Here is a 22,881-nt window from a genome sequence, read left to right as displayed (position 1 = left end):
GATGAAATTGATGACTATGAGCGAACAGTATGAATACAGGGATAAATTTATGAAAAGAAATATTAATGAAGTAATTTCAAAATTTAAGAATGATCAGCAAGATATTCAGCATCGCTATTATAGTTTTGATTTTTGTTATTTCCATTTTCGATCTTCGAAAGAAAGTGGAGCAATTGATATTGAAAAAAGTTGTCAAGTATTGTGGAGTTATTTGGCAAGCTGGGGAATGCTGAGAGGATCTAGTTTTTTATTATGGAAAAATCCAGCCTATTTAAAAGATCTTGTTGAATGGATTTATGAGCAATCTTTAAGTACATGGAATATTGATGTTGAGAACTATAAAGAAAATAGCCAAACTGTTCTAGATTTATATAAGGGAGCAGAAAAATATATTCTTAAAGGAAAAAGTCACCAATCAGTTACTTTAGTGACAAAAGTTCTATTGGGTGTATTTGCTGTTATTCCTGCATATGATCGTTTTTTTAGAGACTCATTTAGTGATATTGCCGGGAATGAATGTGGTTTTAGTACACCGAATAAAAAATCTTTGGAAATTATTTATCAATTTTATATAGAAAATAAAGAAGAAATTGAAAAATTAAGCAATGAAACTAAGGTGTTTGATTTTAATGGGCAACCGACAAAATATCATTATTCAAAAGCAAAAATAATTGATATGTACGGCTTTCAGGTAGGATACCTAAAATCAGGAATAGATAACTCATTCCGATAAGTTTTTAGTTTCCATTAAGAAATAGAAATAAAGCTAATAGGAAGGAAGTATCTTGGGTTTTTAATCTCTTGAAAGTACGGTAAATTTTAACCGCACTTTTAGCAAATGGCTTAAGAAGAGGAAGACAAATTATCGTTGCCTTTCTCTTTTTCTTTTGATAGAATCCGCAGCCTGCCCGCCATTCTCTTTTGACTGTGCGGGTAGGTTCGTCCCGCAAGGGTGGTTTTTTAATTTAACGGAGCACTAATATGATCCAAGAACAGACTATGCTGGATGTTGCTGACAATTCAGGCGCTCGCAGCGTAATGTGTATCAAGGTTCTAGGTGGATCGCACCGTCGTTATGCTGCTATTGGCGACATTATCAAAGTTACTGTAAAAGAAGCAATTCCTCGCGGTAAAGTAAAAAAAGGTGATGTGTTAAAAGCGGTTGTTGTGCGCACCAAGAAGGGTGTTCGTCGCCCAGATGGATCAGTTATTCGTTTCGATGGTAATGCTTGTGTCATTTTAAATAATAACACTGAGCAACCAATCGGTACTCGTATTTTTGGACCGGTGACTCGTGAACTTCGTTCTGAGAAATTCATGAAGATCATTTCTTTAGCTCCAGAAGTACTGTAAGGAGAATGTAATGGCTGCAAAAATCCGTCAAAATGATGAAGTAATTGTGCTTACCGGCAAAAGCAAAGGTAAGCGCGGTAAGGTAACAAAAGTGTTATCTAACGGTAAAGTGATTGTTGAAGGTGTAAATATCATCACTAAACATGAAAAACCAGTACCTGCATTAGGTAAAGAGGGTGGTTTAGTGAAGAAAGAAGCTGCAATTGATGTATCAAATGTTGCAATTTTTAACCCGAAAACAAACAAAGCTGACCGAGTAGGTTTTAGATTTGAAGACGGCAAAAAAGTACGTTTCTTCAAATCTAACAATGAAATTATTTAATAATAAACTGGAGTAATGCGATGGCGAAACTGCATGATTACTACAGAGAGCAAGTAGTAAATGAATTGAAAACGAAATTCAACTACTCGTCTGTCATGCAAGTCCCACGAATCGAAAAGATAACCCTGAATATGGGTGTGGGTGAAGCATTGACCGATAAAAAATTGCTAGATAATGCAGTAGCAGATTTAGCAGCAATTAGCGGTCAAAAACCTTTGGTTACTAAAGCTCGTAAATCTGTTGCTGGCTTTAAAATCCGTCAGGGATATCCAATCGGTTGTAAAGTGACACTACGTGGTGAACGTATGTGGGAGTTCTTAGAACGTTTAATTACAATTGCTGTTCCACGTATTCGTGACTTCCGCGGTTTGAGCGCGAAATCTTTTGATGGTCGTGGAAATTACAGTATGGGTGTGCGTGAGCAAATCATCTTCCCTGAAATCGACTACGATAAAGTAGATCGTGTACGTGGTTTAGATATTACTATTACAACCACAGCTAAGAGTGATGAAGAAGGTCGAGCACTATTGGCTGCCTTTAATTTCCCATTCCGTAAGTAAGGCAGGTTACAAATGGCTAAACAATCAATGAAAGCTCGCGATGTAAAACGCGTGAAATTGGCTGAAAAATTCTATGCTAAACGTGTAGAATTAAAAAAGATTATTTCTGACGTTAATGCCTCTGACGAAGATCGTTGGAACGCTGTGTTAAAGTTACAAACTTTACCACGTGATTCTAGCCCTAGTCGTCAACGTAACCGTTGCCGTCAAACTGGACGTCCTCACGGCGTTCTTCGTAAGTTTGGTTTAAGTCGTATTAAGGTTCGTGAAGCTGCTATGCGCGGCGAAATCCCGGGTCTTAAGAAAGCAAGTTGGTAATTTACCACTTTAATTTGGAATCGGAGTAAAAGCACAATGAGTATGCAAGATCCTATCGCAGATATGTTGACTCGTATTCGTAACGGTCAAGCTGCGAATAAAGTTGCGATCAGTATGCCTTCATCCAAGCTAAAAGTGGCAATTGCCAATGTATTAGCTAGCGAAGGTTATATCGAAAGCGTTAAAGTAGTTGAAGGTGTAAAACCTGAATTGGAAATTACGTTAAAATATTTCCAAGGAAAACCGGTTGTAGAGAGTATTCAGCGTGTAAGTCGCCCTGGTCTTCGTATTTACAAACGTAAAGACGAATTACCAAAGGTAATGGGTGGTTTAGGTATTGCTGTTGTATCTACATCTAAAGGTGTAATGACTGACCGTGCAGCTCGTCAAGCGGGTTTAGGCGGTGAGATCATTTGTTATGTAGCTTAATGGAGAGGTAGGATAATGTCTCGTGTTGCAAAAGCACCTGTTAGTATTCCTGCCGGCGTTGAGGTAAAACTTAACGGACAGTTGCTAACAATCAAAGGTAAAAATGGTGAGTTATCTCGCTCTATTCATCATTCAGTAGAAGTTAAACATGAAAATAACGAATTGACATTTTCACCACGTGAGGGTGTTGAGGGCGGTAATGCGCAGTCTGGTACTGCGAGAGCGCTAGTTAATTCTATGGTTATTGGCGTTACTGAAGGATTTACAAGAAAACTACAATTAGTTGGTGTAGGTTATAGAGCACAAATTAAAGGAAACGCTGTTGCTTTAAGTCTTGGATTTTCTCATCCTGTTGAGCATGTTTTACCTGCAGGAATTACTGCTGAATGTCCTTCTCAAACTGAAATTGTTTTGAAAGGTTCAGATAAACAGTTAATTGGTCAAGTTGCTGCAGATATTCGTGCTTATCGTCGCCCTGAGCCGTATAAAGGTAAAGGGGTACGCTACGCTGATGAAGTGGTGCGTATTAAAGAAGCTAAGAAGAAATAATTAAGGTAACACTATGGATAAGAAATCAGCTCGTATCCGTCGTGCGGCTCGTGCGCGTCATATGATGAGAGAGCAGGGTGTAACTCGTTTAGTTGTTCACCGTACTCCACGCCATATTTACGCCCAAGTCATCGCACCAAACGGTTCGGAAGTGCTTGCGGCTGCTTCTACTGTTGAGAAAGCAATTAAAGAGCAAGTGAAATATACCGGAAATAAAGATGCTGCTGCAGTTGTAGGTAAGGCCGTTGCAGAAAGAGCATTAGCAAAAGGCATTAAAGGCGTAGCTTTTGATCGTTCTGGTTTTAAATATCATGGCCGTATCCAATCTTTAGCGGATGCAGCCCGTGAAGCTGGTCTACAGTTCTAATTGAGGTAATTTGAGATGTCAAACATCGAAAAACAAGCTGGTGAACTGCAAGAGAAGCTAATTGCGGTAAACCGCGTATCTAAAACTGTAAAGGGTGGTCGTATCATGAGCTTTACCGCATTGACTGTGGTAGGTGATGGTAATGGCCGAGTAGGTTTTGGATATGGTAAAGCACGTGAAGTTCCTGCAGCGATTCAAAAAGCAATGGAAAAAGCACGTCGTAACATGGTTAATGTGGCTTTAACAGAAGGTACGTTACAACATCCTATTAAGGGTACTCATACTGGTTCGCGCGTTTTTATGCAGCCGGCGAGTGAGGGTACCGGTATTATTGCCGGCGGTGCGATGCGTGCCGTGTTAGAGGTTGCTGGAGTCCGTAACGTATTGTCAAAAGCATATGGTTCAACTAACCCAATCAATGTTGTTCGCGCAACTATTGATGCTTTAGCAAATATGAAATCACCAGAAATGGTTGCTGCTAAACGTGGTAAATCAGTTGATGAAATTTTGGGGTAATTGATAATGGCTAAAACTATTAAAGTAACACAGGTTCGTAGTTCTATTGCTCGTTTACCGAAGCATAAAGCTACACTACGTGGTCTTGGTCTTCGCCATATGCATCATACTGTTGAGTTAATTGATACTCCGGCAGTACGAGGAATGATTAACCAAATTTCATATATGGTTAAAGTGGAGGAGTAATAGATGCGTTTAAATACTCTATCTCCGGCTGAAGGTGCTAAGCATAGTGCTAAACGTCTTGGTCGTGGTATCGGTTCTGGTTTAGGTAAAACTGGTGGACGTGGTCATAAAGGTCAAAAATCCCGTACCGGCGGTGGTGTTCGTCGCGGATTTGAAGGTGGACAAATGCCTTTATACCGTCGTTTACCTAAATTTGGTTTTACCTCAATGAAATCTGCAGTAACAGCAGAAGTTCGTTTAGATGACCTAAATAAAATTGAAGGTGGCATCGTAACTCTAGAAGCATTAAAAGCAGCTAATGTTTTAACTAAGGATATTCAATTTGCTAAAGTAATTTTGGCAGGTGAAGTTAAGTCTAAAGTAGTAGTTCGCGGATTAGGTGTTACTAAAGGTGCCAAGGCAGCAATTGAGGCTGCAGGCGGTTCAATCGAGGAATAATTAATGGCTAAGCAACCAGGCTATCAAGCAAGAAGTACGCAAGGCGGAAAAAGTGAGCTTAAGAATAGATTGTTATTTGTTTTAGGCGCATTGATAGTTTTCCGTATTGGTTCGTTCATTCCTGTTCCTGGTATAGATGCTGCCGTATTGGCTCAGTTAATTGAACAACAAAAAGGCACCATCATTGATATGTTTAACATGTTCTCTGGTGGTGCGCTGAGTCGAGCTTCTATTTTTGCTTTGGGTATTATGCCTTATATTTCGGCATCAATTATTATCCAACTATTAGCCTCAGTTCATCCAGCACTGGCAGAACTAAGAAAAGAAGGTGAATCTGGTCGCCGTAAAATTAGTAAGTATACACGTTATTCAACAGTTGTTCTTGCTACTTTACAAGCGGTAGGTATTTCAACAGGTTTACCTAATATGTTACCGGGGTTAGTTCCTAATTTAGGATTTAGCTTCTATTTTACCGCGGTAATTAGTTTGGTCACCGGGACTATGTTTTTAATGTGGTTAGGTGAGCAAATTACAGAGCGTGGTATTGGTAATGGTATTTCTTTGATTATTTTTGCAGGTATTGTTGCTGGTTTACCTGCTGCTGTAGGTCAAACGATTGAGCAAGCTCGCCTTGGTCAAATGCATTTTCTTGTTCTTTTATTGATAGCTGTTATTGTTTTTGCAGTTACTTATTTTGTCGTTTTTGTCGAAAGAGGGCAGAGACGAATCAAAGTAGAATATGCTAAGCGCCAGCAAGGCAGACAAATTTTGGGTGGACACACTTCACATCTTCCGTTAAAAGTGAATATGGCAGGTGTGATTCCCGCAATTTTTGCATCGAGTATAATACTCTTTCCAGCAACATTAACTCAATGGGTTGGACAAGGCTCAAGTTTAGAATGGTTAACTGATTTATCAATGTTATTACATCCTGGACAGCCGTTATACTTAGTTATATATGCCGTGGCAATTATTTTCTTTAGCTTTTTCTATACTGCAATGCAATATAATCCTCGGGATACAGCAGATAACTTGAAAAAGTCAGGTGCATTTATACCTGGAATTAGACCAGGGGAACAAACATCTCGATATATTGATAAGATCATGACTAGATTGACCCTTATTGGGGGATTATATGTCACATTCGTTTGTTTGGTTCCTTATATCATGACATCTGCTTGGAATGTTCAATTCTATTTCGGTGGTACATCTTTGCTGATTGTTGTGGTGGTTATTATGGATTTCATCGTACAGATTCAAAGTCATTTAATGTCTACAAAATATGAGTCTGCGTTGAAAAAAGCAAACCTTAAAGGTTTTGGACAATAGTCCAGTTATAAAAGGGATAAGCAATGAAAGTTCGTGCTTCCGTTAAGAAATTATGTCGTAACTGTAAAATTGTTAAACGTGAGGGAGTTGTTCGTGTACTTTGTAACGATCCCAAACATAAACAACGCCAAGGTTAATTGATATTTTTCTTGCAAAGAACCGGTTGAGTAATTATACTACTCAGCTCATTTATTTCCTTGACACTCTGTTTGAGTATCCTGAAAACGGGCTTTTCAAGATCAGGGTGTCAAATTAATTAATATAGGAGTGCATAGTGGCCCGTATTGCAGGCATTAACATTCCTGATCATAAACACACTGTAATCGCTTTAACTGCAATTTATGGTATTGGTAAGACTCGTTCAAAAAGCATTTGTGCTGCAGCGGGTATTGCTGAAGATGTTAAGATCAGCGAATTGTCTGAAGAGCAGATTGACAAACTGCGTGACGAAGTTGGTAAATTTACCGTTGAAGGTGATTTACGCCGTGAAGTAACACTAAACATCAAGCGTCTTTTAGACTTGGGTTGTTATCGTGGTTTACGTCATCGTCGTAGTTTACCTGTACGTGGTCAACGTACTAAAACTAATGCGCGTACCCGTAAGGGTCCACGTAAGCCGATCAAAAAATAGTCGGGGTAAATAAAGAATGGCTAAAACACCAATTCGTGCACGTAAACGTGTAAAAAAACAAATTGTGGATGGCGTTGCACATATTCACGCATCTTTCAATAATACAATCGTTACTATTACTGACCGTCAAGGAAATGCTCTAGCATGGGCAACCGCAGGTGGTTCAGGTTTCCGTGGTTCTCGTAAATCTACCCCGTTCGCTGCACAAGTTGCTGCAGAACGTTGTGCTGAAATCGTTAAAGAGTTCGGCTTAAAGAACTTGGAAGTTATGGTTAAAGGTCCGGGTCCGGGTCGTGAATCAACAATCCGTGCATTGAATGCAGCGGGTTTCCGTATCACGAATATTACTGATGTGACTCCGATTCCTCATAACGGTTGTCGTCCACCGAAAAAACGTCGTGTTTAATGACGTAATAGGATAGTTGGAGAAAGAAAATGGCAAGATATTTGGGTCCTAAACTCAAGCTCAGCCGTCGTGAAGGTACTGATTTATTTCTTAAATCAGGCGTTCGTGCGATTGATTCGAAATGTAAAATTGATACAGCACCTGGTCAACATGGTGCTCGTAAACCGCGTTTGTCTGACTATGGTAGTCAGTTACGTGAGAAACAAAAAGTTCGCCGTATGTACGGTATCTTAGAACGTCAGTTCCGTAACTATTACAAAGAAGCGAATCGCCTAAAAGGCAATACTGGTGAGAACTTATTGGTATTGTTAGAAGGTCGCTTGGATAATGTTGTTTATCGTATGGGATTTGCCGCAACTCGTGCTGAAGCTCGTCAGTTAGTGAGTCATAAGGCAATTGTTGTGAATGGCCGTGTTGTGAACATTCCATCTTTCCAAGTTTCAGTTGATGATGTAATTGCTGTTCGTGAAAAATCTAAAAAACAAGCACGCATTAAAGCATCGTTAGAGTTAGCAGAACAAAAAGAAAAACCAACTTGGTTGGATGTTGATGCTGCTAAAATGGAAGGTGTATTTAAACGTGTTCCTGAGCGTTCTGATTTATCAGCAGACATTAATGAACATCTGATCGTTGAGCTCTACTCCAAATAATTGTAGTAGTGCTTAGAAGCAAAGAGAGGATAAAATGCAGGGTTCTGTTACAGAATTTTTAAAACCACGCCTAGTTGATATTGAACAAGTTAGTTCAACACAGGCGAAGATTATCTTAGAGCCATTAGAGCGTGGTTTCGGTCATACTCTAGGAAATGCATTACGCCGTATTCTTCTATCTTCAATGCCAGGTTGTGCTGTAACTGAGGTAGAAATTGATGGTGTTTTGCATGAATATAGTAGCAAAGAAGGCGTACAGGAAGATATTCTTGAAGTGCTTTTAAACTTAAAAGGTTTAGCTGTAAAAGTACAAAATAAAGATGATGTTCTTCTAACCCTTACTAAATCTGGAATTGGCCCTGTTGTTGCTGCAGATATCACCCATGATGGTGATGTTGAAATTGTAAATCCTGAGCATGTTATTTGCCACTTAACTGATGAGAATGCATCAATTAACATGCGTATTCGTGTACAACGTGGTAGAGGATATGTGCCTGCATCAGCTCGTGTTCAAAATCAGGATGAAGATCGCCCAATTGGTCGTTTATTAGTAGATGCTTGTTATAGCCCGGTTGACCGTATTGCTTATAATGTTGAAGCTGCACGTGTTGAACAGCGTACCGATTTAGATAAATTGGTTATTGAGCTAGAAACAAACGGAACTATTGATCCTGAAGATGCGATTCGTCGTGCAGCAACAATTTTAGCAGAACAACTTGATGCATTCGTTGATTTGCGAGATGTTCGTCAACCTGAAATTAAGGAAGAAAAACCAGAATTCGATCCGATTCTGCTTCGTCCTGTTGATGATTTAGAGTTGACAGTTCGTTCTGCTAACTGTTTGAAAGCAGAAACAATTCACTATATCGGTGATTTAGTACAACGTACAGAAGTTGAGTTATTAAAAACACCTAATCTTGGTAAGAAATCACTTACTGAAATTAAGGATGTGCTCGCTTCAAGAGGCTTATCACTAGGTATGCGCCTTGAAAATTGGCCACCAGCAAGTATTGCTGAAGACTAGTTTGGTCGTAGGTTTAAGATTTTTCTGAGAAGGATAAGGTTATGCGCCATCGTAAGAGTGGTCGTCAACTCAACCGTAATAGCAGTCATCGCCAAGCGATGTTTCGTAATATGGCAAGTTCTTTGATTAGTCATGAGATTATCAAAACAACTTTGCCAAAAGCAAAAGAATTACGTCGAGTAGTTGAACCGTTAATTACTTTAGCAAAAGTAGATAGTGTGGCAAATCGTCGCCTCGCTTTTGCTCGTACACGCAACACTGAAACTGTTGCTAAATTATTTAATGAATTAGGACCACGTTTTGCACAACGTGCAGGTGGTTACACCCGCATTCTTAAATGTGGTTTCCGTGCAGGCGATAATGCACCAATGGCTTACATTGAATTAGTTGATCGTCCTGAAGTTTCTTCTGAAGAAGTAGCGGCGGAATAAAAGTTCATTCTACTAAAACTAGAGACTGAAGGCTGTATAGTCTTCAGTCTTTTTTTTTACTCATTAATTTGGATTTCAAAAAATGACAAAGAAAAAAGTAAAACTTGGTAGTAATACAATTGCCTTAAATAAACGCGCTAGACATGATTACTTTATTGAAGATGAAATCGAAGCAGGGCTTGAGCTACAAGGTTGGGAAGTAAAGTCTATGAGAGCAGGTAAGGTAAATATTAGTGATAGCTATGTTATTTTCAAAAATGGTGAAGCCTTTTTGTTTGGCTCAATGATACAACCTCTCAGCGTAGCTTCTACACATATTGTTTGTGATCCGAGTCGTACACGTAAGTTGCTCTTAAAACAACGTGAGTTAGATTCTTTATTTGGGAAAACAAACCGAGATGGATTTACGTTGATTGCGCTTTCTTTATATTGGAAAGGTGCCTGGGCTAAAATCAAAATTGGTTTAGCGAAAGGGAAGAAGCAACATGATAAACGTGATGATATCAAAGAACGTGAGTGGCGCGTTGCGAAAGATCGTATTATGAAGAATTCAAATAAAGGTTAACCAATATAAAAATAACCCAAATCTTGAGATTTAGGTTATTTATAACTGATTATTTAAATAAGCGTCTGCTTCGATGGATTTCAACGCGTTTGAATTGACTGATTAAAACGAAGAGGAATATCAGTAAATACACTGCAAATATCACCACAATCCATTGTGCCATAGAAAGCCCTAGCCAAGACCATACTTCGTCACTGCAAGAACCTGTGGGATGAAATAAGACCGGGAACCATTGATCCAATGGTAAGGTTTGTGGAAATTCAGGTAAGTAAGAACATTGATTCCAAGGTGCCGGGTGGAGTTGGTAGTCGACGTGTTTGATCGAAATAAATAATCCTTTGACCGCACTTAAAAAAGCAACGATTAGCGCCAATACGCGCATGATTAAAAAACGTGGAGCAATTAGGCCGATTATGCCGGCAAAGGCGATACCAAATAATGCCACACGTTCATAAATACACATTACGCAGGGCTGTAAGCCCATGCCATACTGGAAATAAAGTGCGGTGCCTTCTAACGCTAATGCTGAAATCAATAACAATAACCAACCGGAACGTTGGACGGAAAGTGTTTTGAAAAAATGTAGCATTGCGTTTTTTCCTCTCTATTTTAATTAACCTTCAAATTTATTAAATTGGCGTAATTAAACCTAAATTGGCTAGCCAAATAGTCATTGATGGCAAAATATATTCTACGGCAAATAAACCTACTAAAGACAGCACAATAGTATAAGGCAATGCCATGTAAACCATTCTACCATAAGATAGGTTAATTAGGGGGGCGAGTGATGATGTCAACAGGAATAAGAACGCCGCTTGTCCGTTCGGTGTTGCAACGGAAGGCAAGTTAGTTCCAGTATTAATCGCAACAGCTAACAACTCAAATTGATGTGGCGGGATAATGTTCGCAGATAATGCGTTTTTCGCTTCGTTAATGTACACCGTTGCCACAAATACGTTATCGGAAATAGCAGAAAGTAAACCATTGAAAGCATAAAATAGGGTGAGTTGAGTACTTTCTTCTGCTGATAGAACATAATGAATAATTGGTGCGAAAAGTTTTTGGTCGATAATAACAGCAACAATCGTGAAGAATACGACTAAAAGTGCGGTAAACGGTAAGGATTCTTGGAATGCTTTACCCAATGCGTGTTCGCTGGTAATGCCACAGAACGAGGTGCATAGAATGATAATACTTAGTCCGATTAAACCCACTGAAGCCAAGTGAAAAGCCAATCCAACAATTAACCAAACCCCAATTATTGCTTGAATAATGAGTTTCAAACGTTCTTGTTTGGTTAGTTTTTTCATATTGGCACGATCAAAATCAGCCAGAACTTCCCAGACTTTTTGTGGTAATTTTGCTCCGTAGCCAAACAAGTGAAATTTTTCTAACAAGACACAGGTTAAGATACCGCAAATAAATACGGGCACAGTCACCGGTGCCATACGGAAGAAGAATTCAACAAAGTTCCAACCTGCTTGATCGGCAATAATCAAATTTTGAGGCTCACCCACCATGGTCATTACTCCGCCTAATGCTGTACCAACGCCGGCATGCATCATTAAGCTGCGTAAAAAGGCGCGGAATTGTTCTAAGGTTTCATGATGGTTACCGATTTTTTCGTCATTAGTGATATCTGTAGAATCGTAAAATGTCCCGCCGGAAGCAACTTTGTGATATACACCGTAAAATCCCATGGCGACACTGATAATTACCGCAACGACGGTTAATGCATCTAAAAAGGCAGATAAAAACGCCGCACTAAAGCAAAATGCCAATGATAAGACCAGTTTTGAGCGAATATTGAGCAATAACTTGGTGAAGACAAAGAGCAATAATTGCTTCATGAAGTAAATGCCTGCTACCATAAACATTAATAACAAAATTACTTCAAAATTAGCCAAGACTTCTGCTTTTATGTGTTCCGGTTTTGTCATACCGATAATGATTGCTTCAATGGCAAGCAAACCACCAGGTTGTAACGGGTAGCATTTTAATGCCATACCCAAGGTAAAAATAAATTCAACAACTAATAACCAACCGGCCCAAAAGGGAGTGATGAAAAATAAAATCGGGTTGAGGATAAGAAAGGTAATGATGGTGATTTTGTACCAATCCGGACTGGTTCCCAAAAAGTTTTTAAGAAATGCTTGTGTATAACTACGATCATCCATAAATGATGTCCCCTACATCGAATATCAAATAACGCTAAACGACGCTATTCTAGTTAAATTAAATTTCAACTGTGTCAAAAATCCTAAATGATGTCAATGAATTTACCAAATAATTATCTCATTGTAATGTCTAGCAGTTTCAACGATAATAAGGATGCTGTTATTACTTATTGAATAAGAATCTTATGAATAATACCCCTCCTCTCCTGAAGGCACAAAGTCCCGCGGCCTTAGCTGAAGAATATATTGTGAAGAGTATTTGGAGTCATCATTTTCCACCGGGATCAGATTTACCGGCAGAGCGGGAATTAGCAGATAAAATTGGTGTGACGCGCACCACATTACGTGAAGTGTTACAACGCTTAGCGCGAGATGGCTGGTTAAATATTCAACACGGTAAGCCGACAAAAGTTAATGATATTTGGGAAACCTCCGGTTTAAATATTTTAGAAACCATGATTCAATTGGATGGCACTCGTCAGCCTTCGCTTATTGCAAATATGCGTTCGGCGCGTACCGATATTTCTATGATTTACATTCCCAAAGCCTTTAGACGAGCACCGGAACAATCTTTACGTATTTTACAACCGTTAGATACATTACAAGATACTGCGGAAGATTACACAAAATTTGACTATGACGTCTTCCGTAATCTTGCGTTTGCTTCTGATAATCCGGTGTATGGTTTAATTTTAAATAGTTTCAAGAATTTGTATTCCCATATTGGCATGTTTTACTTCCAAAATGCAGAAGCACGCCTTTTGGCAAAGCGTTTTTATGCAAATTTGATAGACATTTGCCAACGTCAAGCCATCGATGAGGTGGCACCTTGCGTATTACAGTATGGCAAGGACAGCGGAGCGATTTGGGCAAGTATACAGACACAATTACCAGCGAATTTTGCAGCAGAGTCGCTTAAGTGAAATGACGCAGTGAGTCAGCTAAGCCTATTCTATAAAAACGTGGTTAAAAATAACCGCACTTTTAATCCCCAGTAGCTTGTCCAGCCTGTTGTGGCTAAGTCCATTTTACCTTGATGCAAAAGAATAATCGTCGGTGTCACATTCACACCCCATTGATTTGCCAGTGCACCATGGGGATCATTGACAGTCGTAAATTCGTATTGATGTTCCTTAAGATAATCAGTGACATCCTGCGTAGAACCGGAACGTAAAGCAATGGAAACGACAGGATAGCCTTCTTTTGCCAGTGTGTTAATTGTCGGCGAGGTGTAACGGCAATAACCACACCAGGTTCCCCAAAAATAGACAATAGTGGGTTTGTCCTGCGCCAGTTGTGGTAGAAAAAACGGATTCCCTTGTAAATCGTATAATGCCGTTGCGTTAATATTTTCCGGCACAGTCGGTTTACGAATAAAATCCATGAGGTTACTCATCACCAGCAAGGTGAGGAATAGCGAAAGGATGTTTTTGAGAAATTTTTTGTAGTTAATGGCTTTCCCGGCGATCTCTTGCTTCGTGCTTGGTTCCTTTGGCTAACATTCTAAGCTGTAAAATCAACCGCTCTTTTAGCTGTTCCCGTTCCGCTTTGCTCATATCTAATGCGTTGGCACCAGCGGTGAATACGATGGTCACCATGCCTTCTGCCTGTACATAGGCGATATATTGCGAATAATTATTTTTGCGTGCGATGTATTCCGAGAGTTCATCAATGAAATGCTTAATCTCTCGAGCCGCCGCCGTACGAAAGGCTTGTGAGGTGCCGGAACTTTCTCGTAACAATAAGCGGAAGACGTTTGGGCTGTTATGGATAAATTCAAAGAACGTTTCCACTGAAATGACAATCACACTCCCGCCACTGGCGATGCGTTTACGGGCCTGACGCATGAGTTGGCGAAGGGTTAAACCCGCTTCATCCACCATCGTTAAGCCTAATTCGTCCATATCACGGAAGTGGCGATAAAACGAGGTCGGCGCGATGCCGGCTTCACGGGAAACTTCCCTTAAACTCAAGTTGGAAAAGCTTTTTTCCGCCGTCAGTTGGTTAAATGCCGCATCAATGAGTGCGCGACGGGTTTTTTCTTTTTGCTGCGCGCGAATACCGACCATGAAATGCTCCGTTAAGATAAAATGGATTTAACCGAATTCGCAATGGCCTCGGCAATACGTTCATAACGAGCGCGGAGCGGTGAGCCGGGGCGATAAACCAAAATAACATCTCGAGAAGGTTCGGGTTGGCATGGCAAATATTTCACGCCGCCGCGTTCTCCTTCGCTTAGTACGGCTAACTCTGGCATTAAGGTCATGCCGGCATTGGCGGCGACCATATTACGCAAGGTTTCCAAACTGGTCGCTTGGAAATGAGAATTTTCTTTTGCCCCGGCGGTAAAACAATAGCCAAGGGCTTGGTTGCGCAGACAGTGTCCATCATCAAGCATTAACATTTCACGATCTTTCAACATAGACATTGGAATGGTTTGTTCTTTTGCCCAAGGATGATTTTCAGCAACGGCCAATAACATTCTTTCTTTAAATAATGGTACTTCAATAAACGGTTCGGTTTCACGTACGGATGCTACAATGGCGCAATCTAAGCGGCCGGTTTCAAGCTGCTCCAATAATTGATGGGTCTGCGCTTCGTAGAGAAAGAGTTCCAAATCGGGGAACGCATTTTGTAATGCCGGGACAATATGAGGCATTAAATAAGGACCTATTGTCGGGATCACGCCAACGTGTAACGGACCGGTCATTTCTTTGCCTTGGTTACTTGCCATTTCTTTCAAGAGTTTCACTTCACGCAACACGGTTTTAGCCTGATCTACCAACAATAAACCCGATTGTGTAAAGAGCACTTTACGACTGGTACGTTCCAATAAAATGATGCCAAGTTCGTCTTCTAATTTGCGAATTTGACCGCTTAGCGTCGGTTGGCTCACATGACAGGCGTCTGCTGCACGACGAAAATGCTTGTGTTCTGCAAGGGCAACAAGGTATTCTAAATCACGGATATTCATATGTCCTCATTATAGAAAGTAACAATTAAAAGGATAGAATTAATTGATTGTGACTATATCACAATTTTATCTATAATTCACACCATCTTTAGAAACTGCCTGTAATTTAGGCTGGCTTTCTAATTCATAGCAACACTTATAGAATAGGAGAAAAACTTATGTCTACTATGGAAGGAAAAAAAGTTCCTCAGGTTACATTCCGTACTCGTCAAGGTGACAAATGGGTTGATGTAACTTCATCTGAATTATTTGATAACAAAACCGTTATCGTTTTCTCTTTACCGGGTGCATTTACCCCAACCTGCTCTTCTTCTCACTTACCACGCTACAATGAATTAGCACCAGTATTCAAAAAATACGGCGTTGACGACATTCTTGTGGTTTCCGTGAACGATACTTTCGTTATGAACGCATGGAAAGAAGATGAAAAAGCAGAAAACATTACTTTTGTTCCGGATGGTAACGGTGAATTTACCGAAGGCATGGGTATGTTGGTAGGTAAAGAAGATTTAGGTTTCGGTAAACGTTCATGGCGTTATTCTATGCTCGTGAAAAACGGCGTAGTAGAAAAAATGTTCGTTGAGCCAAACGAGCCGGGCGATCCGTTCAAAGTATCTGATGCAGATACCATGTTAAAATACATCGCACCACAACACCAAATTCAAGAATCTGTTGCGATCTTCACTAAACCGGGCTGCCCGTTCTGTGCGAAAGCAAAACAAATGTTGCATGAAAAAGGCTTGAACTTCGAAGAAATCGTGTTAGGTCATGATGCTACTATCGTAAGTGTACGTGCAGTTTCCGGCCGTGCAACCGTGCCGCAAGTATTTATCGGTGGTAAACACATTGGCGGTAGCGATGATTTAGAAGCGTACTTCGCAAAATAATTCCAACAACAATAAGAAAACCCTTCTTTTGGGCGCTAAATATAGCGCCCTTTTTTACATTAATAATGCGGCGGAGGAGTTTCTTCTGCCTGAGTAGCAATGTTGGAGGGTTGTACATCTTTCAGTTTATTCACTAAATAACGAAGTTGTACCTGCATTTTATCAATTAGAAATTGTTGTTCGATAAGCGCCTGATTCAATTCTTCAATGATAGTTTCTTGGAAAGTCAATTTCATTTCTAATTCGGCAATTCGTGGTTCTAAATTTTTCGATATCGACATAATAATTCCTAAATAAATGTTGTGAATTTATTGAATCCGTTTTACTCTATGACTTCGTGTTTCATGTATTATAAAGGATCTAACATCATGTTAAAATTTCAAAAATTGTCAACTGTTGCACTTATACTCGCAAGCGTTCTTTCTGCCAATGCATTTGCAGATGCGCAAACTGAGGCAAAACCGGAAGCCGCAAAAGCAGAAGCGACTGAAATGAAAGCGGCAGAGGTCAAAAAAGCCGGTTCATTTAATGACGAAGCTTCTTACGCGGTCGGTGTTTTGTTTGGTTCAGATTTACAAGGTTTAATTGATGCACAAAAAGGCGTGATCGATTACAACAGTGATAAAGTCGTTGCCGGTATTGCAGACGTGCTAGGTGGCAAAGTTAAGTTAGAAAACAATAAAGAAATTACCTCTGTCTTACAAGAAATTGATGGCAAATTAAAAGCCGCAAGCGAAGAAAGATTCGCTGCAGCAGCGAAGAAAGCGGAAGAAGAAGGTAAAAAATTCGCAGAAGAATTTGCGAAAAAAGACGGCGTGAAGAAAACACCATCCGGCTTGTTATACCGCGTTGTTGATGCAGGTAAAGGCAATCCGATCAAAGAAACAGATGTCGTTAAAGTACATTACACCGGTAAATTAGCAGATGGCACCGTATTTGACAGTTCACGTGAACGTAACGTACCGGCAGAATTCCCGTTAAATCAAGTGATTAAAGGTTGGACCGAAGGTCTGCAATTAGTGAAAAAAGGCGGTAAGATTGAATTAGTATTGCCGGCTGATTTAGCGTATGGTAAAGAAGGTGCGGGTGCGAGCATCCCACCGAATGCGACACTCTATTTTGATGTCGAAGTCTTAGATGTGATTCCAGCGAAAAAATAATTAAAACCTTTGAAAAAATGACCGCACTTTTAGAGCCTTGCATTTAAAAGTGCGGTTTCTTATTTGAATAAAATGCATATGCACATTCATGTTAACGGATAAACGCCCTTTTACCGACGAAGATCGCACGATTTTAAATTCCTATATTGCCGTGGTTGACGGTGTCAGTGCGCTCATCGGGCAACATTGTGAAATCGTTCTCCACTCTTTTGAGGATTTAGAACACTCCGCCATTTACATCGCTAACGGACATAACACCAACCGCCAAGTGGGCTCGCCCATGACGGATTTCGCGTTGCGTTCCTTGCACAATATGAAATCGGAAAGCGTCAGCAAACCGTATTTTACCCGCGCCAAGAAAAGCAGTGGTTTGATGAAGTCAGTGACTATCGCGATTCGTAACAGCGCAAAACGTATCATTGGCCTGCTTTGCATCAACATTAATTTAGATGTGCCTATGTCGCAATTTCTGCAAAATTTTATCCCTGCATCGGAGCATGGTGAAACCTCTGCGGTGAACTTTGCCAGTTCAGTGGAAGAGTTGGTGGTTCAAACCGTGGAAAAAACCATTGAGGAAGTGACTTCTGATCGTATGGTGGCAAATAATAATAAAAACCGCCAAATCGTGGTTTCTTTGTATGAAAAAGGCATTTTCGACATTAAAGATGCGATCAATTTGGTGGCGGAACGCCTCAATATTTCCCGTCATACCGTGTATTTATACATTCGCCAAATTAAACAGGATCAGGACGAGTAATCATGGATTATGTATTGGTGGTTAAACAGCCAGTTTATGGGAGCCAAGGCGCTTTTCTTGCCTATCAGTTAGCGCAAGAGCTGGTTCAAAAACATCATATCCGCCAAATCTTTTTCTATCAAGACGGTGTCAGCAATGGCAATGCTTTGGTGTACCCGGCCAATGATGAATTCAATTTAGTCAAAGCGTGGCAAGTGTTTTCTCGCCAATTTAATGTGCCATTACATTTATGTGTCGCTGCGGCACAACGTCGGGGCGTGGTGGACAGTGAATCAGCGGCGGATAAAAGTGCGGTCAGTTTGGCAGACGTTTTTCAACTTGCCGGTTTAGGTGAATTTAGCCAAGCCTTGCTACAAGCCGATCGAGTAATTACCCTATGACAAAACTTGCTTTTATTTTTCGTCATGCACCTTACGGCACAGCCAATACACGGGAAGGATTAGATGCGCTGCTTGCTGCAACGGCATTTTGTGCGGAAGAAGGCATTGCGGTGTTTTTCTTAGATGACGGCGTGTTGAACTTGCAAAAACAGCAACAAGCGGAAGTCGTATTGCAAAAAGACACGGCAAGTGCATTGAAATTATTGGATTTATACGATATCGAACAGCGCTATGTGTGCGCTGATTCACTGCAGCAATTTCAGCTGAATCCCGCAGATTTCGTCTTGGATTGTGACGTGTTGTCGCGTCAAGCGTTGTTACAACGCCTACAACAATGTGAAAAAATTCTGACTTTCTAATTATGCTTTATACTTTTTCTCAAGCGCATTATTCACAAACGGAACTGGAACATTATTTGCTAAATGCCACGGCACAAGATGCGGTGGTGTTATGGCAGGATGGCGTGTTATTGGCGTTAAAACAGGCAGATGTGTTGGCGCGTTGTCATGCTTCCTGTTTTGTCTTAGAGAACGATATTTTGGCGAGAAATTTAACCGCACTTCTGCCAAATGATGCAAAAGTGCGGTCCATTTCTTTAGCGGATTTTGTTGCGCTCAGCGAACAATATTTTCCGCAAATTGCGCTATAAAAACGCGTTAAATTTCATATTCCACGCAAACGGGAATTTTGGCCTGCAACAGGAACTGCTTGGTGCGTTCCTGTTGGGGATTTTCGAAAAATTCGCGTGCGTTGTTTTGTTCTACCACGTTGCCGTCTGCCATCAAAATGACACGATCGGCCACATCGCGGGCAAATTGCATTTCATGGGTAACGATAATCATCGTCCAACCTTCTTGTGCCAGTAACTTTAACGTTTGTAGCACTTCGCCCACCAATTCCGGATCTAACGCCGAGGTGGGTTCGTCCAGCAGAATAATATCCGGTTGAACCGCTAATGCGCGAGCAATGCCCACCCGTTGTTGCTGACCGCCGGAGAGTTGCGACGGATATAAGTGCATTTTGTCTTTTAAGCCCACCTTGGTAAGCAATTCCACAGCGCGCTGTTCTGCTTCCGCTTTGCTTTTCTTTTGCACCACAACCATGCCTTCCATCACATTTTCAAGTGCGGTGCGATGGGGGAACAAATTGTATTGCTGAAACACCATGGATGAGCGACGGCGTAATTTCAATTCATCGGCTTTGCTGATTTTGCGAGAAAAATCCAATGTTAAACTTCCATCACAAAAACGCAGTGTGCCAAGTTCAGGTCGTTCCAATAAGTTTAGGCAGCGTAAAAAGGTGGTTTTGCCGGAGCCGGAAGGGCCGAGAATCGCCACGACTTCGCCCTTCTCAATGTGAAAATCGATCCCTTTTAGCACCGGATTGCCATTAAATGTTTTATGAATATTGTTCACTTCTAACATAGGATTTCCTTAGGCCTTGAGGTGGCGGGATAGACGTTGTTCCAAACGATCTTGTGCAAAGGACAATATCAAACAAATGCACCAGTAAATCAGTGCGGCTTCGCTATAAATCATAATAAATTCATAGTTTTCCGCAGTGATGTTTTGTGCCACGCGAAACATTTCCGTCACTAATACTAACGACGCCAAAGACGTATCTTTCACGTTGCTGATAAAGGTGTTTGCCAATGGCGGCACCGATACGCGCAAGGCTTGTGGCATGATGGTGCGAGTGAACGTTTGATAATAATTCATACCGATGGAATAGGAAGCTTCCCATTGTCCTTTGGGAATGGATAAAATTGCCGCGCGAATGGTTTCTGAAGCGTAAGCGCCGATATTAATGGAAAAGGCAATAATTGCTGTTGGAAACGGATCGAGCTTAATCCCTACTTCCGGTAATCCGTAGAAAATGATGAAAATTTGCACCAACATCGGTGTGCCGCGAATGGTGGAAACATAAATACGGCAAAGTATTTGCAATAAACGCATACCGAAATTTGGTTTTTCCACAATGCGAATCAGCGCCATCAGTAACGCAATAGCGACGCCGGCAAAAAAGGAAATCACGGCTAACGGAATGGTTTTATCAATAGCCGCTTCCAACATAGGCCAAAAAGAGCTGATGACTTCATCAGCTCTTTCTGCATTCATAAAGGGAAGTGAGGCGAGAAAATTATTGAGTAATGTCATCGCCGAACCATTTGATTGAAATTTGTTTCAAGGTGCCGTCTTTTCTTAGTTCTTCCAATGCTTGGTTAATTTTTTCGACCAGCGGTTCCTCACCTTTTAATACCGCGAAGCCGGAAGGCACTTTGTCATCCCGTTTTACTGCAATTTTTAAACCGGAATTTGGTTGTTTCTTGAAGTAATCCAAGACTGCCAAGTGGTCGTTCACGGTAGTTTCGGCGCGATCTTGGGTAATCAATTTTAAGGCTTGTGCCAAACCTTCGACGACGATGAGTTCTGCACCATTGGCTTTGGCGATTTTGCCGTAGTTGCTGGTTAAGGATTGTGCTGCTTTTTTACCTTTCAAATCTTCAAAAGTTTTGATGCTATTGTCGCCTTCTTTGGTTACGATAACCGCAGTGGAATAGTTATAGGGTGCGGTGTAAAGGTATTTTTTCAAACGTTCTGGGCTTGGATTGGTTTGATTGGCAATTAAGTCGAAACGTTTGGCATTCAAACCGGCGTACATAGAATCCCACTGGGTTTCATTAAATTGAATTTTTAAGCCTAAACGTTGTGCTACTGCTTCAATCACTTCTACGTCAAAGCCGGTTAATTTACCGCTGTCATCATGGAAGGTAAATGGCGCATAAGTGCCTTCGGTGCCCACTAATAAGGTTTTGGTTTTTTCTACGCGATCGGAAATTTCTCCGGCGATGGCTTGGGTCGCCATGCCGAAAACTAAACCGGATAATAAGAATGTTTTTGCAATAAATGATTTTTTCATAAAGTGTTCCTTTTTTGATAAGGTGAAGTGCGGTGGATTATTACAGTAAGTTTTTAGAAAGCAAAATAATTGTTTTCTCTAGGTTATAACTGAAAGAAATAAAATCCGCCGATTTATTCATCAGCGGTATTTATCTAAGAAACGGTAATAGTGCACGCCAATTTTTAATGCAAGGTTTTTGACCAATTTGCCTCCGAATACCGAAGGCACATTTAATTTACCAAAAATAGCCAAACGTTCATCATTGCCCAAAATGGCTTCGGCTACAATGCGGCCTGCTAAACCGGTGAGCGCGACACCGTGGCCGGAATAGCCGTGGGCGAAATAAATGTGCGGCGAAATGCGTCCAAAATGTGGATTGGAATTGATGGTCATGTCGATAGGGCCACCCCAGCCGTAATCAATTTTAACGTTTTCTAACTGCGGAAAAACGCGCAACATATTGTGGCGCATGACTTCAATCATGTTTTTCTCAGAACTGGAATCGCTCCCGAATAATAAACGGTTATCGGCGCTTAAACGGTAATAATCCAGCAAATAATTGTTGTCGCACACGGACATGCCGTTATTGATCACGGAATCAGCGGTGGCTTGATCCAGTGGTTCAGTAGCGATGATGAAACTTTCTACCGGTAGAATTTTGCGGGCAATGCCACGGTGAATACTTTTTGGTAGCACATCAATGTAAGCGTTAGTTGCCAACACCACATCTTTGGCGATAACGAGGCTTTTATCCGTTATGACTTCAATGTCTGTTGCCTTTTCACGTAAATCCACCACAGGTGATTGTTCATAAATACGCACTCCTAAATCCAAACACGCTTTTGCTAAACCTAAGCAATAATTAAGCGGATGCAAATGGCCGGAATTGCTGTCATACAATGCGCCACAATAAATCTTACTGCCGAGATGTTGTTCCAGTTTGGCTTTGTCCCAAAGCTGCATATGTTGATAGCCAAAAATTTCGTGGCTGGCTTTTTCAACGGCGATTAAATCCTCCATACGACGCTCGTTGAGTGCTAACGTGGCATAGCCTTTCTTCCAATCGCACTGAATGCCGTATTTTGCGATGCGTTCATCAATGATATCAATGGCTTCTAAGGACATTTGCCATAACTTACGGGCAGTTTCCAAACCGACTTGGTCGATATATTCATCAATGCCGTCTTCAAAACCGTTAATGGCTTGACCGCCACTACGTCCGGATGCACCAAAGCCTACCCGTGCGCCTTCCAGCACAATCACGCTTTTGCCCTGTTCGGCAAGTTCTAATGCCGTGGATAAACCGAAAAAGCCTGCACCGACAACGCACACGTCAGCCGATTCTTTTTGATTTAACGGCGGTAACTCAAAATGTTGGTTACGGGTGACGGAATAATAGGATTCAATATGTTCTTGATGTGAAAACGCTAGCATAAATCAACGCCTGTAATGGAAAGTGGGTGCATATTACTACGCAAGGGGGAGAAGTCAATATTTGAACGAATGCTGGGAAAAGTGCGGTCAATTATGCGCTTATTTTACGCATTCTTGGCAGAGAACAAGCACTTAAG

Annotated in this window: 36 protein-coding genes; 26 read left to right on the top strand and 10 right to left on the bottom strand. The window is 40.9% G+C overall.

Features of this window, described 5'->3' with window-relative positions; genetic code table 11:
• From QZ106_RS01100 to smpB, 19 genes are all read left to right on the top strand, one after another.
• On the top strand, nucleotides 1-733 hold a 733-nt coding region (locus QZ106_RS01100; protein ID WP_295973164.1), incomplete at its 5' end, for a hypothetical protein.
• A gap of 248 nt (nucleotides 734-981) precedes the next feature.
• Complete coding sequence (gene rplN / locus QZ106_RS01095) at nucleotides 982-1,353, top strand: 50S ribosomal protein L14 (RefSeq protein ID WP_005619403.1); 372 nt, start codon at nucleotides 982-984, stop codon at nucleotides 1,351-1,353.
• A gap of 10 nt (nucleotides 1,354-1,363) precedes the next feature.
• Entirely contained in the window at nucleotides 1,364-1,675 is a 312-nt protein-coding gene (gene rplX, locus QZ106_RS01090; protein ID WP_021615549.1) for a 50S ribosomal protein L24, read from the top strand.
• A gap of 20 nt (nucleotides 1,676-1,695) precedes the next feature.
• The gene (rplE, locus tag QZ106_RS01085; RefSeq protein WP_021615548.1) at nucleotides 1,696-2,235 is read left to right on the top strand and encodes a 50S ribosomal protein L5; all 540 of its coding nucleotides are present in this window, start codon (nucleotides 1,696-1,698) and stop codon (nucleotides 2,233-2,235) included.
• 12 nt (nucleotides 2,236-2,247) lie between these two features.
• A complete protein-coding gene (gene rpsN, locus QZ106_RS01080; RefSeq protein ID WP_005701877.1) occupies nucleotides 2,248-2,553 on the top strand; it encodes a 30S ribosomal protein S14 in 306 nt (101 codons plus the stop codon).
• 36 nt (nucleotides 2,554-2,589) lie between these two features.
• Entirely contained in the window at nucleotides 2,590-2,982 is a 393-nt protein-coding gene (gene rpsH, locus QZ106_RS01075) for a 30S ribosomal protein S8 (protein ID WP_005548780.1), read from the top strand.
• A gap of 15 nt (nucleotides 2,983-2,997) precedes the next feature.
• Nucleotides 2,998-3,531, top strand: coding sequence for a 50S ribosomal protein L6 (gene rplF, locus QZ106_RS01070; protein ID WP_005548778.1), 534 nt, complete (start codon nucleotides 2,998-3,000; stop codon nucleotides 3,529-3,531).
• 13 nt (nucleotides 3,532-3,544) lie between these two features.
• Nucleotides 3,545-3,898 carry a 50S ribosomal protein L18 gene (gene rplR / locus QZ106_RS01065; protein WP_021615546.1) on the top strand — a complete coding sequence of 118 codons (354 nt, stop codon included), beginning with the start codon at nucleotides 3,545-3,547 and terminating at the stop codon, nucleotides 3,896-3,898.
• Nucleotides 3,899-3,913: 15 nt separating this feature from the next.
• The gene (rpsE, locus tag QZ106_RS01060; RefSeq protein ID WP_021615545.1) at nucleotides 3,914-4,414 is read left to right on the top strand and encodes a 30S ribosomal protein S5; all 501 of its coding nucleotides are present in this window, start codon (nucleotides 3,914-3,916) and stop codon (nucleotides 4,412-4,414) included.
• 6 nt (nucleotides 4,415-4,420) lie between these two features.
• The gene (gene rpmD, locus QZ106_RS01055) at nucleotides 4,421-4,600 is read left to right on the top strand and encodes a 50S ribosomal protein L30 (protein ID WP_005715766.1); all 180 of its coding nucleotides are present in this window, start codon (nucleotides 4,421-4,423) and stop codon (nucleotides 4,598-4,600) included.
• Nucleotides 4,601-4,603: 3 nt separating this feature from the next.
• Entirely contained in the window at nucleotides 4,604-5,038 is a 435-nt protein-coding gene (gene rplO, locus QZ106_RS01050; RefSeq protein WP_295973144.1) for a 50S ribosomal protein L15, read from the top strand.
• Nucleotides 5,039-5,041: 3 nt separating this feature from the next.
• The gene (gene secY / locus QZ106_RS01045; RefSeq protein WP_021615543.1) at nucleotides 5,042-6,367 is read left to right on the top strand and encodes a preprotein translocase subunit SecY; all 1,326 of its coding nucleotides are present in this window, start codon (nucleotides 5,042-5,044) and stop codon (nucleotides 6,365-6,367) included.
• A 23-nt stretch (nucleotides 6,368-6,390) separates the two neighbouring features.
• Nucleotides 6,391-6,504, top strand: a complete 114-nt coding sequence (gene rpmJ / locus QZ106_RS01040; protein ID WP_021615542.1) for a 50S ribosomal protein L36 — start codon at nucleotides 6,391-6,393, stop codon at nucleotides 6,502-6,504.
• A 137-nt stretch (nucleotides 6,505-6,641) separates the two neighbouring features.
• Nucleotides 6,642-6,998: a 30S ribosomal protein S13 gene (rpsM, locus tag QZ106_RS01035; RefSeq protein ID WP_033002424.1), complete on the top strand. Its 357-nt coding sequence runs from the start codon at nucleotides 6,642-6,644 to the stop codon at nucleotides 6,996-6,998.
• Nucleotides 6,999-7,014: 16 nt separating this feature from the next.
• Nucleotides 7,015-7,404, top strand: coding sequence for a 30S ribosomal protein S11 (gene rpsK / locus QZ106_RS01030; RefSeq protein WP_021615541.1), 390 nt, complete (start codon nucleotides 7,015-7,017; stop codon nucleotides 7,402-7,404).
• Between the two features lie 29 nt (nucleotides 7,405-7,433).
• On the top strand, nucleotides 7,434-8,054 hold the full coding sequence (gene rpsD / locus QZ106_RS01025) for a 30S ribosomal protein S4 (RefSeq protein WP_021615540.1): 621 nt from the start codon (nucleotides 7,434-7,436) through the stop codon (nucleotides 8,052-8,054).
• Nucleotides 8,055-8,088: 34 nt separating this feature from the next.
• Entirely contained in the window at nucleotides 8,089-9,078 is a 990-nt protein-coding gene (gene rpoA, locus QZ106_RS01020) for a DNA-directed RNA polymerase subunit alpha (RefSeq protein ID WP_021615539.1), read from the top strand.
• Nucleotides 9,079-9,119: 41 nt separating this feature from the next.
• Nucleotides 9,120-9,509 carry a 50S ribosomal protein L17 gene (gene rplQ, locus QZ106_RS01015; protein ID WP_209364046.1) on the top strand — a complete coding sequence of 130 codons (390 nt, stop codon included), beginning with the start codon at nucleotides 9,120-9,122 and terminating at the stop codon, nucleotides 9,507-9,509.
• Nucleotides 9,510-9,591: 82 nt separating this feature from the next.
• A complete protein-coding gene (gene smpB / locus QZ106_RS01010; RefSeq protein WP_021615537.1) occupies nucleotides 9,592-10,074 on the top strand; it encodes an SsrA-binding protein SmpB in 483 nt (160 codons plus the stop codon).
• Between the two features lie 49 nt (nucleotides 10,075-10,123).
• Here smpB and dsbB read toward each other — a convergent pair whose 3' ends face one another.
• Both dsbB and nhaB read right to left on the bottom strand, forming a co-directional pair.
• Nucleotides 10,124-10,663 carry a disulfide bond formation protein DsbB gene (gene dsbB / locus QZ106_RS01005; protein WP_295973136.1) on the bottom strand — a complete coding sequence of 180 codons (540 nt, stop codon included), beginning with the start codon at nucleotides 10,661-10,663 and terminating at the stop codon, nucleotides 10,124-10,126.
• A gap of 40 nt (nucleotides 10,664-10,703) precedes the next feature.
• Nucleotides 10,704-12,251 (bottom strand): Na(+)/H(+) antiporter NhaB, encoded by a 1,548-nt coding sequence (nhaB, locus tag QZ106_RS01000; protein WP_295973134.1) that lies wholly within the window; start codon nucleotides 12,249-12,251, stop codon nucleotides 10,704-10,706.
• Between the two features lie 185 nt (nucleotides 12,252-12,436).
• Here nhaB and fadR point away from each other — a divergent pair, with 185 nt between their 5' ends.
• A complete protein-coding gene (fadR, locus tag QZ106_RS00995) occupies nucleotides 12,437-13,174 on the top strand; it encodes a fatty acid metabolism transcriptional regulator FadR (RefSeq protein ID WP_295973133.1) in 738 nt (245 codons plus the stop codon).
• Between the two features lie 29 nt (nucleotides 13,175-13,203).
• Here fadR and QZ106_RS00990 read toward each other — a convergent pair whose 3' ends face one another.
• From QZ106_RS00990 to oxyR, 3 genes are read right to left on the bottom strand one after another with little or no spacing between them, the layout of a single operon-like run.
• Entirely contained in the window at nucleotides 13,204-13,704 is a 501-nt protein-coding gene (locus QZ106_RS00990; protein WP_295973174.1) for a protein disulfide oxidoreductase, read from the bottom strand.
• Nucleotides 13,700-14,320, bottom strand: a complete 621-nt coding sequence (fabR, locus tag QZ106_RS00985; protein ID WP_021615532.1) for an HTH-type transcriptional repressor FabR — start codon at nucleotides 14,318-14,320, stop codon at nucleotides 13,700-13,702. The genes QZ106_RS00990 and fabR overlap by 5 nt, the downstream gene beginning before the upstream one ends.
• Before the next feature lie 11 nt (nucleotides 14,321-14,331).
• Nucleotides 14,332-15,225 (bottom strand): DNA-binding transcriptional regulator OxyR, encoded by an 894-nt coding sequence (gene oxyR / locus QZ106_RS00980; RefSeq protein WP_295973130.1) that lies wholly within the window; start codon nucleotides 15,223-15,225, stop codon nucleotides 14,332-14,334.
• 158 nt (nucleotides 15,226-15,383) lie between these two features.
• On the opposite strand from oxyR, the gene pgdx reads away from it, so the two are divergent.
• The gene (gene pgdx / locus QZ106_RS00975; RefSeq protein ID WP_033002419.1) at nucleotides 15,384-16,112 is read left to right on the top strand and encodes a hybrid peroxiredoxin PGdx; all 729 of its coding nucleotides are present in this window, start codon (nucleotides 15,384-15,386) and stop codon (nucleotides 16,110-16,112) included.
• 59 nt (nucleotides 16,113-16,171) lie between these two features.
• Here pgdx and QZ106_RS00970 read toward each other — a convergent pair whose 3' ends face one another.
• Nucleotides 16,172-16,393, bottom strand: a complete 222-nt coding sequence (locus QZ106_RS00970; protein WP_021615529.1) for a SlyX family protein — start codon at nucleotides 16,391-16,393, stop codon at nucleotides 16,172-16,174.
• An 87-nt stretch (nucleotides 16,394-16,480) separates the two neighbouring features.
• Here QZ106_RS00970 and QZ106_RS00965 point away from each other — a divergent pair, with 87 nt between their 5' ends.
• From QZ106_RS00965 to QZ106_RS00945, 5 genes are all read left to right on the top strand, one after another.
• A complete protein-coding gene (locus QZ106_RS00965) occupies nucleotides 16,481-17,272 on the top strand; it encodes an FKBP-type peptidyl-prolyl cis-trans isomerase (RefSeq protein ID WP_295973125.1) in 792 nt (263 codons plus the stop codon).
• An 88-nt stretch (nucleotides 17,273-17,360) separates the two neighbouring features.
• Nucleotides 17,361-18,029: a transcriptional regulator gene (locus QZ106_RS00960; RefSeq protein ID WP_295973123.1), complete on the top strand. Its 669-nt coding sequence runs from the start codon at nucleotides 17,361-17,363 to the stop codon at nucleotides 18,027-18,029.
• A 2-nt stretch (nucleotides 18,030-18,031) separates the two neighbouring features.
• Nucleotides 18,032-18,409: a sulfurtransferase complex subunit TusD gene (gene tusD / locus QZ106_RS00955; RefSeq protein WP_295973121.1), complete on the top strand. Its 378-nt coding sequence runs from the start codon at nucleotides 18,032-18,034 to the stop codon at nucleotides 18,407-18,409.
• A complete protein-coding gene (tusC, locus tag QZ106_RS00950; protein ID WP_295973118.1) occupies nucleotides 18,406-18,768 on the top strand; it encodes a sulfurtransferase complex subunit TusC in 363 nt (120 codons plus the stop codon). Before tusD ends, tusC begins: the two co-directional genes overlap by 4 nt.
• Nucleotides 18,769-18,770: 2 nt before the next feature.
• Nucleotides 18,771-19,058: a DsrH/TusB family sulfur metabolism protein gene (locus QZ106_RS00945; RefSeq protein ID WP_295973116.1), complete on the top strand. Its 288-nt coding sequence runs from the start codon at nucleotides 18,771-18,773 to the stop codon at nucleotides 19,056-19,058.
• A 7-nt stretch (nucleotides 19,059-19,065) separates the two neighbouring features.
• On the opposite strand, the gene QZ106_RS00940 is transcribed toward QZ106_RS00945, so the two are convergent.
• The 4 genes from QZ106_RS00940 to QZ106_RS00925 all read right to left on the bottom strand — a co-directional run bounded on the left by QZ106_RS00940 (nucleotide 19,066) and on the right by QZ106_RS00925 (nucleotide 22,744).
• Nucleotides 19,066-19,833, bottom strand: coding sequence for an amino acid ABC transporter ATP-binding protein (locus QZ106_RS00940; protein WP_295973113.1), 768 nt, complete (start codon nucleotides 19,831-19,833; stop codon nucleotides 19,066-19,068).
• Nucleotides 19,834-19,842: 9 nt separating this feature from the next.
• A complete protein-coding gene (locus QZ106_RS00935; RefSeq protein WP_295973110.1) occupies nucleotides 19,843-20,565 on the bottom strand; it encodes an amino acid ABC transporter permease in 723 nt (240 codons plus the stop codon).
• Complete coding sequence (locus QZ106_RS00930) at nucleotides 20,549-21,328, bottom strand: amino acid ABC transporter substrate-binding protein (protein WP_290520982.1); 780 nt, start codon at nucleotides 21,326-21,328, stop codon at nucleotides 20,549-20,551. The genes QZ106_RS00935 and QZ106_RS00930 overlap by 17 nt, the downstream gene beginning before the upstream one ends.
• 120 nt (nucleotides 21,329-21,448) lie before the next feature.
• Nucleotides 21,449-22,744, bottom strand: coding sequence for an FAD-binding oxidoreductase (locus QZ106_RS00925; protein WP_295973107.1), 1,296 nt, complete (start codon nucleotides 22,742-22,744; stop codon nucleotides 21,449-21,451).
• Nucleotides 22,745-22,881 lie beyond the last annotated feature (137 nt).

The organism is uncultured Aggregatibacter sp. (genome assembly GCF_901873365.1).
GTDB lineage: Bacteria > Pseudomonadota > Gammaproteobacteria > Enterobacterales > Pasteurellaceae > Aggregatibacter.
Note: the sequence above shows the minus strand (reverse complement) of the source record. Positions and strands in the feature narration are given on the sequence as shown.